We start from the raw sequence: 8,445 nt of genomic DNA, 5'->3' as shown, positions 1-8,445 counted from the left end.
AGCCAATAGCCAATAGCCAATAGCCAATAGCCAATAGCCAATAGCCAATAGCCAATAGCCAATAGCCAATAGCCAATTCAATGAGTCTGCTCCGGTAACAACTCAAGTGTCTCTGCCATATCCATAATCGCTCGCCAATGTTTGGGCTCTAATGGAATCACTGTTAACTGCTGACAGCCTTTCCTTAGTAATAACGAATCTTCCAAAGTTGGCAAAAATTTTAGCTCTGATAGTGGCAACACCTCTGTAAAAGCTTGCTCAAAAGTAAGATCGACCATATACCAGCGAGGTTCCTCTTCAGTCGCAATAGGATCATAGTGACGGTGTTCAGGGTGAAACTGAGTAGGATCAGGAAACCCTGCTGTAGTGACTCTCATAATACCAGCGACTCCAGACGGCTTGGCACTAGAGTGATAAAAGAATACCTTGTCACCAACTTTCATATCATCACGCATAAAATTACGTGCGCGATAGTTGCGAACGCCGTCCCAACCGTCGGTGCCCAAGCGCTGCAAATCTTCAATACCAAAAAATTTAGGGTTGGATTTCATTAACCAATACGCCATATATTTGTCATTCGATTTTTTGTTTGTTTTTCAATTTGTGCTTAAAATTATTAGGGTTAGTTTCTCTTAGCTCGCTCTCAACCCCGTTCTTAATAGTTTCTGTTTTTAGTAGAGGCTATTTTTAACAGACTCTCTATATACTGCCCATAAGTTGCCATAGTGAATAGGACGTTTCTACGTGTTTTTGTTAATAATTTTATAATAGATAGGCTTTTCTTTATCTCATCTAGTCGCTATCCTAGCGTTACTTTTGATATCGATCATTATTGCTCACTACAAAATAAGTTTATTTATGCCCAAAGTGAATACAGACAGTATGCTAAATGACCTGAATACGTTAAGTCTTACTGAACCAACGACGGATACTATCGCGGTAGACGTGACCGACATTCCATTGTCTCTTTACATTCACATTCCGTGGTGTGTGAAGAAATGTCCTTATTGCGATTTTAATTCGCATGAGCTACCGATGGACAGTGAGCTATCCATGTATGAGGAATACGTCGATGCGTTACTGTTAGATGCCGCAATGCAGCAACCTTTAGCTCAGAACCGAAAAATTGGTTCGATATTTATCGGTGGTGGTACGCCGTCTTTGCTACCTATCACTCAGTATCAGAGATTGTTTACTGGGTTACGTACATGTTTTGAATTTGCAGAAGACATCGAAGTCACGATGGAGGCCAATCCCGGCACACTTGAGCATGCACCATTTGCTCAGTATTTAGAAGTTGGTATCAATCGTCTGTCTATCGGCGTACAGAGCTTCGCTGCTGACAAGCTAAAGGTACTAGGACGTATCCATGATCCTGTACAAGCGTTATCAGCAATTCGCGCTGCTAAAGCGGCTGGATTTGAACGGGTCAACGTCGACCTGATGCACGGTCTACCGCAGCAAACCATGAATGAAGCGCTAGAAGATATCCAAATGGCGCATGATGCTGGTGCAACGCATATCTCTTGGTATCAACTGACTATTGAGCCAAATACCGTGTTTTACCGTAGCCAGCCTATTTTACCCGATGAAGACAATTTGGCAGATATCGAACAAGCAGGGCAAGCGTTATTACAGCAATTAGGTTATAGCAATTATGAGGTATCAGCATGGGCAGGTGCGTCAGACAAACCATGTCGTCATAATATCAACTATTGGCAGTTTGGCGACTATTTAGCTATTGGCGCTGGAGCTCATGGCAAAGTAACGATTGGTTGTAACGATAGCAATGGTAGTAACTCGTCAGACGTAAAAGATAAAATGGAAGATCACTTGTTAGTAGCGTCAGGTATCTATCGTTTTAGCAAATCACGTTTGCCAAAAGATTATGTAGTAATGAATCCAGATGCCACGGAGATGTCTGATATACGCCAAATCACACCAAAGATGGTTGGCTGGCAAGCGATTGATCAAGAAGAGTTGGTGAGCGAGTTTATGCTAAACGCACTGCGCTTACATGGCGGTGTCGCTTGGTCTATGTTTGAAAAGAGAACTGGATTAACGCTTGATAGTATTGCTGAACAAGTGAACAGTCTGGTCAAACAAGGATTGTTGGTAGATAGTGATACGCAGTTGCAACCGACCGTATTAGGACAGCGTTATCTCAATCAGATATTACGCGCGTTTTTATAAAATCGTGCTTGGGCGATTGTTTAATAACAGCGAAGTAAGAACACAAAAAAGGCTTATCAAATAAATGATAAGCCCTTTTGAAAATCTAAAAAAAGCAGACCTTAGATTTTGTTTTGTACTTCTTGTGCGCCGCCAGTTACAGCATCACCAGCGCTTGATACGTCTTGGCCAAAGCCTTTGAACGTGTTGCAACCAGTTAGAACGAACATAGCAGTTAAAGATGCGATGATTACTTTTTTCATAATAGTATCCTCAAAGATAAATGAATGGTTATAAATAACAACAGTGACGCTAAGCATCGTGCTTAAGCTTCACTGAAGGGGTATTGGATGAGACAGTCATACATAAATGCTATCGCGTTATCCATTACAGACATCATAGTGAAAGTTAAAAACGCTGCACAGTATCAAAATGTAATTATTGGCAGTAAACTGTAACTTTCGATTACCTACCGCTCATAAATTTAAATAATAGAGCGCTGAATATTTTTGGAGTAAGAATGACCATTCATATCGTGCTAGTAGCACCAAAAATGCCGAGCAACACTGGCAATATTATTCGACTGTGTGCCAATAGCGGAGCACAGCTGCACTTAGTTAGACCTTTAGGATTTGAGCTTGATGATAAAAAGCTACGCCGCGCAGGTCTCGATTACCATGAATATGCTCATTTGCAAGTGCATGACGATTGGACAGCTGCGAGACAAGCGCTAAAAGCCGCTGACTGCCATGTCGTTACCGCATTGACAACCAAGCTAAGCAAACCATTCTACGATTATGACTTTGGTAAGCACTCGGACTCTGAAGCATCTGATAAGGCTGCTATGCCCAATATCGCGCTGGTTTTCGGTTCTGAGACAGCAGGTTTGGCAGATGATATACGTGAAGATATCGGTGCTGATAATTGGCTAAGACTACCCATGCTAGCTGACTCGCGTAGTTTGAACTTATCAAATAGCGTAGCCATTTGTCTGTACGAGATATGGCGACAGCAAGGATTTTCAGGCGATGAAGGTCGTAGCGTTGGTTACGAAACTTTGACAGTCTACGACCCAAAATAGCGTCAAGTTTAAAAGACCGTTGCGTATTTAAAAAAGGTTGCGTACCAAATGAGCAGTTATACACTGCTCAAAGCATATGATAAGTTTCTAGTGCGACATCAATCGTATCTTATCTTATCGTCTATAAAGTACTTATAAACAGTTTGGTGGTTTGGGTAGTCCTGCTAAGCGATTGACATGACGCGCAACCAAACCTGTATTAAACAATTGCTGTAGCTTTTGATTGCTAATATCTTGATCTGGCAAAGTCTTTTGCAGCCATTTGATTAATGGACGGGTTGCTGGCGCGTGATTAAATTTGTCAAAAAACGCGCGCACTTGTTGCAAAACTTCTAAATGCTCGTCGCTCAGATTGACCTCTAATGTGTCTGCCAATTGCTGCGCGATAACAGGTGTCCAAATCGTATGGTCACACAGATGGCCGTCTTGATCTAATTCGATATCAGCCGCTGATAATGCAGCGTTGTGAGTGGTCATATCATTACTCATAAGGCAATCGTCATCACTTTGTCAAACGAACTGTCTTGAGTCAGATTCACCCATTCTGCGTCGTTTAAAATAGCAGTCAACTTAGTCTCTAAATTAAGCTTGCCAGTTGTATTTGCTGTGAGCTGTGCGATGTCATCTGCTAATGCGTAAATACCAGCAATATCCTCTATATCGCTATCATTTAAATAAGCATTGAGCCAGTCGATAAAAGCAGGGGTGCTGCCAAGCAAGAGAATACTGTCGCCCGTGCGCCAAGTGCGAGACATCTCTTCGGTGCTGCGTCTAAGGGTAGCCATCGTGCTATGCAATTGATATAAAGTTGCCATAAAGGTGTCCGATTACGTGCTTTATTATTTTATAAATCTAAGTTATACAGCGTCTTAAAAGGTAAGTATCTGCTCAAAGTCTTGTGCGTTGATGACCTCTGGCACGAGTGTAAGCTGTGATGCCAGATCTGTCGGCAACATACCAGTGACCCAGCCACTAAAGACGTCATCAGGTAGCCAAGCTGCTGGCATATCGTAAAGCTCAAGTGATTGAATCATGCCATGCAGTCGCGAGTCAGATTGCATCAATAAGCCAAAGACAGGTGCATCTAAGAATAGTTGCACCTCATGACCAAATGTCGCTAGAGTTAGCGCAAGCGCACAACCTTCGTAGCTTGCTGCTTCAGTGGGCGTGTGCAGCTGAATTAATAATCTCATTATGTATTCCTAAAAATAGTTACCGCTACCAGTGATCTTAATAGACAAACTATCAAACGACATGCTATCAAAACTGTATCAAACGACAGTCGTCCTGCATCATCATCGCAAGTTCACTGAGTCCCACTAAGGTAAACCCTGTCGCAAGATTGGTACCGTCAAGCTGATGGCGTGAGCTGTTGTCTATATCACTCACACCGCGGCTAAGGGCTGTACTGACACAAACAGGCAGGGGTAATTGATACTGCTCAGCCAATGACTGCCATTCTTTGGTCAAGTCTAATTGATCGGCTGACTGCCAACGTAATCGATTGGCTATGTGAGCCGAATCCCCATAAAAGAAGACATTGAGTAGGAGTTGTTCAGAGGTAGCATTATCGCTGCTGCCTGTACCTGTACCTGTACTATTAGTGTCATTGTTATCAATATCATGACTATTCGCTGCGCCCTTCAGGTAAGCGCGTGCATAGCGTAACGCCAAGTGTGCTAGTGGGTGACTAGGGTCAGCAGTAATCAGTAGTAACGGGGGAGTGGTCGTCATAAGGCGCAGTATCACATATTATAAATAAGAGTTTAGAAATTATGGCCGAGTTGCTATAAATGCTTTGTATAAAGTAATTTGGTCGTTATTATTATAGTGCTTGTGTGCAAATTTGCATGACAGAAAACAGAATTTATACTGATAATGAGACATACAGCGGATCATACTGTCATATCAAATATCGTTATGTCATAAAAGAGAGGTGCGTCGTCTCTATCAAAGTTGTTTATGCTAACATAAAGCGCCGCAAACCAAATAGAGTCACTGTTATTTAACGTGGTTTTATCTCAAGTGTAGGCACACTGAATATTATTATTTGATGCTGTGACTGCCTCGTAAGAAAAAACAATAAACTTATGAGCTAGGTTCACGTAGTCTTACCATTCTATGTAAGGAGTTTTTGTCACTATGTTACCTGCTATGCCCTCACGTGTGAACAATGGTACAGATTATCAGCCTACCGTAGAACAACTGCAAGTCCTGCAGACAGCGAGCGAATTTGCTTATCAGATTTGGGAAAGTCGAACCGTTTCATGTCAGACGTTTTTGCGTAGCTATCCATTGAATAGTACGCTGACCCGCCAGCAAATCGATGATCTGATACAAGATTATACGTTAGACGAGAACTATCAACTCGCTGATGAAACCAAGGTCATGAGTGGTCTGCGTCACTTGCGGACGCTACTGATGATGCGCTGGATTTGGCAAGATGCCTTGCAAACGATCAGTCTGGAGCAGCTGACCGATGAGTTGTCTGAGTTTGCAGATGGCTGTATCTCTTTTGCTAAAGATTACACTTATCAGCACTTGGTTGCTAAATATGGTGAGCCGACCTTTATCAATGAACAAGGCAATGTACAGATTGATGATATGGCAATCATGGCCATGGGTAAACTTGGTGCGCAAGAACTGAATTTATCAAGTGATATTGACCTAATCTTTGTGCATCAAGCGCGTGGCGAGACCAATGGCGATAAAGAAAAAGGCACACGTAGCATAGATAACAAACGCTTTATGACCAGATTGGGTCAAGGCATCATTAAACTGCTTGATAACAAGACCGCTGACGGTTTTGTCTTTCGAGTAGATATGCGCTTACGTCCATGGGGTGATGGAAGTGATTTGGCCATTCATCTGTCTGCATTGCAAAAGTACTTTACAATGCATGGACGTGCATGGGAGCGTTTTGCTTGGTTAAAAGCGCGCGTAGTCGGACAAATAGACCAGCCATTTTACGAAGAAATACAAGCGCTGATTAAGCCATTTGTCTTTCGTTATTACGTGGACTACAGTGCGTTTTCGGCATTGAGAGAGATGAAATCTCTTATTCAAAATCAAGTTGCACAGCGTGAAGACTTGGACAATATCAAGCTTGGCGCAGGTGGTATTAGAGATATTGAGTTTATCGTACAGGCATTCCAACTTATCTATGGCGGCCGGCATCCACAGCTGCAAATCAAACCTTGCTTGCAAGCGATGCAAGTATTATGTGAGCTTGGCTATCTGGAGCATTCAACTTATGAGCAGCTACAGGCCGCGTATCGGTTCTTACGCCGGCTTGAGCATGCTATTCAAGCGATTAATGACCAACAGACCCAGCGCTTACCACACGATGAGCAATGGCAGCATAATCTAGCAGTGACGCTGAATTTTGAAAACTGGCATGCCTTATTAGACCAGCTTAATCGTCATCGCGAGAGTGTCAATGTGCCGTTTGAGCGTATGGTCACTGAGCGTCAAATACCTGATAACGAAGATACCGACCTAGAGCCAGAGCACTTAGATGAGCAAATTGCCCGTTTAAATGAAGTGCTAACAAAAGAAAATCGCGAGGTACTACAGAATTTTTGGCAATCAAAAATGGTGGCTAATTTAAGTGATGAAGCCAGAGAGCGTTTAGACGACGCATATCCTGTCATTGTCCATGCGTTGTTAGCGCATCAAGAACAGCAGCAACTTGCCAATACTGCTTTACCAAGATTGATCTCACTGCTTGAAGCGATTTGCCGCCGTTCTATCTATTTGGTCATGATTGCTGAAAACCCCAATGCAACGATTGAGCTGATTCCAATGCTATCTGCCAGCCCGTGGATCGCAAAAGAGTTGGCCCAGTACCCTGTACTATTGGATACTTTTTTGCAGCAGCGTTATCGTCATCTGCCAGATAAGCGTGAGCTGCGTGATATCTTACGCCAACAATTACTACGCGTCGAGCCAAACGATGAAGAAGAGCTATTGAGCGTCCTACGTCTGTTTAAAAAGAATCAAGTGTTGGCGGTCGCTGCTAGTGATGTATTGGCTGAACGTCCAATTATGAAAGTGTCAGATTCACTAACTTACATCGCTGAGGTCGTACTAGAAGCCGCATTGGAGCGTGCTTTTGCAGAGATTGTTAATCGTTATGGGTATCCTATTGGCCAAGATGGCGATCCAGTCACTGAAGCGGACTGCGGCTTTGCGATTATCGGTTATGGCAAGCTTGGTGGCTTAGAGTTATCGTATTCTTCAGATTTGGACTTGGTATTCTTACATAAGATAAAAGAGCAGGGCATGACCACTGGTGAAAAATCAGTCAGTGGTATGAAGTTTGCCGCGCGTCTTGTACAAAAACTGATGAATTATCTCAATACTCAAACCCGTGATGGCCGTGCCTATGAGATTGATATGCGTCTACGACCTTCAGGAAATGCTGGCATGATGGTGGTGTCTTGTCATGCGTTTGAAACCTATCAAATGGATAAAGCATGGTCATGGGAGCATCAAGCGTTGGTACGTGCTCGTGCGATTTGCGGGGACAGACGAGTCACTGCACGCTTTTGCGATATTCGCCGCGATGTCTTGTCGTTGCCACGGACACTGGATCAAGTACGTAGTGAAGTCACCAGCATGCGTATCAAAATGCAAAAGCATCTAGGCACAAGTCAATGGCAACAGGAAGCGGGCAAGTTTCATCTTAAACAAGATGCAGGCGGGATTGTAGACATTGAGTTCTTAGCACAGTTTGCCGTATTGGCTTACTCACATGAATATCCAAGTTTGACCAAGTGGAGCGATAATGTGCGAATTTTCGCAGAAGTTGCTTTGCTTGGTATTTGGGATGACCAAGTCTGTCAGGATTTGACCGATGCCTATCTAAGGATTCGTGCTGCCACGCATCAGTTAGCTCTATCAGAGCAGTCTTTGCTCGTTGATGAGTCATTGTGGCAGGAGACGCGAGCGTTAGTACAGTCACAATGGCAGCATCTCATGGGCGTGGAGACAGATGACGAGTAATATCGAAACTTGTATGATTAAGGCCTTGCCGATAGTCCAAGAGACGCTTAAACTGTAATGCGTTACGATAAATAGAAGCTATGAACAAAAGCTATCAATAAAAGCTATGAACAAAAACTATGGATAGAATTGGTAGCTAGGAACGATATAATTAAAAACCATATAGTGCCAAACCAAAAGATTTC

At 43.1% G+C, this 8,445-nt stretch carries 9 protein-coding genes; 3 read left to right on the top strand and 6 right to left on the bottom strand.

The features are described from left to right. Positions 1-77 precede the first annotated feature (77 nt). Positions 78-566, bottom strand: a complete 489-nt coding sequence (locus Q0788_RS13180; protein ID WP_298811423.1) for an EVE domain-containing protein — start codon at positions 564-566, stop codon at positions 78-80. Between the two features lie 316 nt (positions 567-882). Here Q0788_RS13180 and hemW point away from each other — a divergent pair, with 316 nt between their 5' ends. Continuing rightward, positions 883-2,193 carry a radical SAM family heme chaperone HemW gene (gene hemW / locus Q0788_RS13175; RefSeq protein WP_298811436.1) on the top strand — a complete coding sequence of 437 codons (1,311 nt, stop codon included), beginning with the start codon at positions 883-885 and terminating at the stop codon, positions 2,191-2,193. Between the two features lie 101 nt (positions 2,194-2,294). Here hemW and Q0788_RS13170 read toward each other — a convergent pair whose 3' ends face one another. After that, entirely contained in the window at positions 2,295-2,435 is a 141-nt protein-coding gene (locus Q0788_RS13170) for an entericidin A/B family lipoprotein (RefSeq protein WP_057759705.1), read from the bottom strand. A 257-nt stretch (positions 2,436-2,692) separates the two neighbouring features. On the opposite strand from Q0788_RS13170, the gene Q0788_RS13165 reads away from it, so the two are divergent. Beyond that, the gene (locus Q0788_RS13165) at positions 2,693-3,253 is read left to right on the top strand and encodes a tRNA (cytidine(34)-2'-O)-methyltransferase (protein WP_298811420.1); all 561 of its coding nucleotides are present in this window, start codon (positions 2,693-2,695) and stop codon (positions 3,251-3,253) included. A gap of 132 nt (positions 3,254-3,385) precedes the next feature. On the opposite strand, the gene Q0788_RS13160 is transcribed toward Q0788_RS13165, so the two are convergent. The 4 genes from Q0788_RS13160 to tusD all read right to left on the bottom strand — a co-directional run bounded on the left by Q0788_RS13160 (position 3,386) and on the right by tusD (position 4,987). Beyond that, complete coding sequence (locus Q0788_RS13160; RefSeq protein ID WP_298811418.1) at positions 3,386-3,730, bottom strand: TusE/DsrC/DsvC family sulfur relay protein; 345 nt, start codon at positions 3,728-3,730, stop codon at positions 3,386-3,388. Between the two features lie 8 nt (positions 3,731-3,738). Beyond that, positions 3,739-4,068, bottom strand: a complete 330-nt coding sequence (locus Q0788_RS13155; RefSeq protein ID WP_298811415.1) for a hypothetical protein — start codon at positions 4,066-4,068, stop codon at positions 3,739-3,741. Positions 4,069-4,122: 54 nt separating this feature from the next. Further along, positions 4,123-4,446, bottom strand: coding sequence for a hypothetical protein (locus Q0788_RS13150; RefSeq protein ID WP_057759713.1), 324 nt, complete (start codon positions 4,444-4,446; stop codon positions 4,123-4,125). A gap of 67 nt (positions 4,447-4,513) precedes the next feature. Continuing rightward, positions 4,514-4,987 carry a sulfurtransferase complex subunit TusD gene (gene tusD, locus Q0788_RS13145; protein ID WP_298811410.1) on the bottom strand — a complete coding sequence of 158 codons (474 nt, stop codon included), beginning with the start codon at positions 4,985-4,987 and terminating at the stop codon, positions 4,514-4,516. Between the two features lie 408 nt (positions 4,988-5,395). Here tusD and glnE point away from each other — a divergent pair, with 408 nt between their 5' ends. Then, positions 5,396-8,260: a bifunctional [glutamate--ammonia ligase]-adenylyl-L-tyrosine phosphorylase/[glutamate--ammonia-ligase] adenylyltransferase gene (gene glnE, locus Q0788_RS13140; protein WP_298811408.1), complete on the top strand. Its 2,865-nt coding sequence runs from the start codon at positions 5,396-5,398 to the stop codon at positions 8,258-8,260. Positions 8,261-8,445: the final 185 nt, after the last annotated feature.

It is taken from the genome of uncultured Psychrobacter sp. (assembly GCF_947500265.1).
Classification (GTDB): domain Bacteria; phylum Pseudomonadota; class Gammaproteobacteria; order Pseudomonadales; family Moraxellaceae; genus Psychrobacter.
The sequence above is the reverse complement of the archived record's forward strand: the minus strand, read 5'-3'. Positions and strand labels throughout refer to the sequence as shown.

What these genes read in the sequence shown, in the direction of transcription:
- Q0788_RS13150 (WP_057759713.1), bottom strand. Translation starts at nt 4,446, where the DNA reads ATGAGATTATTAATTCAGCTGCACACGCCCACTGAAGCAGCAAGCTAC.
- hemW (WP_298811436.1), top strand. Translation starts at nt 883, where the DNA reads ATGCTAAATGACCTGAATACGTTAAGTCTTACTGAACCAACGACGGAT.
- Q0788_RS13160 (WP_298811418.1), bottom strand. Translation starts at nt 3,730, where the DNA reads ATGACCACTCACAACGCTGCATTATCAGCGGCTGATATCGAATTAGAT.
- Q0788_RS13165 (WP_298811420.1), top strand. Translation starts at nt 2,693, where the DNA reads ATGACCATTCATATCGTGCTAGTAGCACCAAAAATGCCGAGCAACACT.
- Q0788_RS13180 (WP_298811423.1), bottom strand. Translation starts at nt 566, where the DNA reads ATGGCGTATTGGTTAATGAAATCCAACCCTAAATTTTTTGGTATTGAA.
- tusD (WP_298811410.1), bottom strand. Translation starts at nt 4,987, where the DNA reads ATGACGACCACTCCCCCGTTACTACTGATTACTGCTGACCCTAGTCAC.
- Q0788_RS13170 (WP_057759705.1), bottom strand. Translation starts at nt 2,435, where the DNA reads ATGAAAAAAGTAATCATCGCATCTTTAACTGCTATGTTCGTTCTAACT.
- Q0788_RS13155 (WP_298811415.1), bottom strand. Translation starts at nt 4,068, where the DNA reads ATGGCAACTTTATATCAATTGCATAGCACGATGGCTACCCTTAGACGC.
- glnE (WP_298811408.1), top strand. Translation starts at nt 5,396, where the DNA reads ATGTTACCTGCTATGCCCTCACGTGTGAACAATGGTACAGATTATCAG.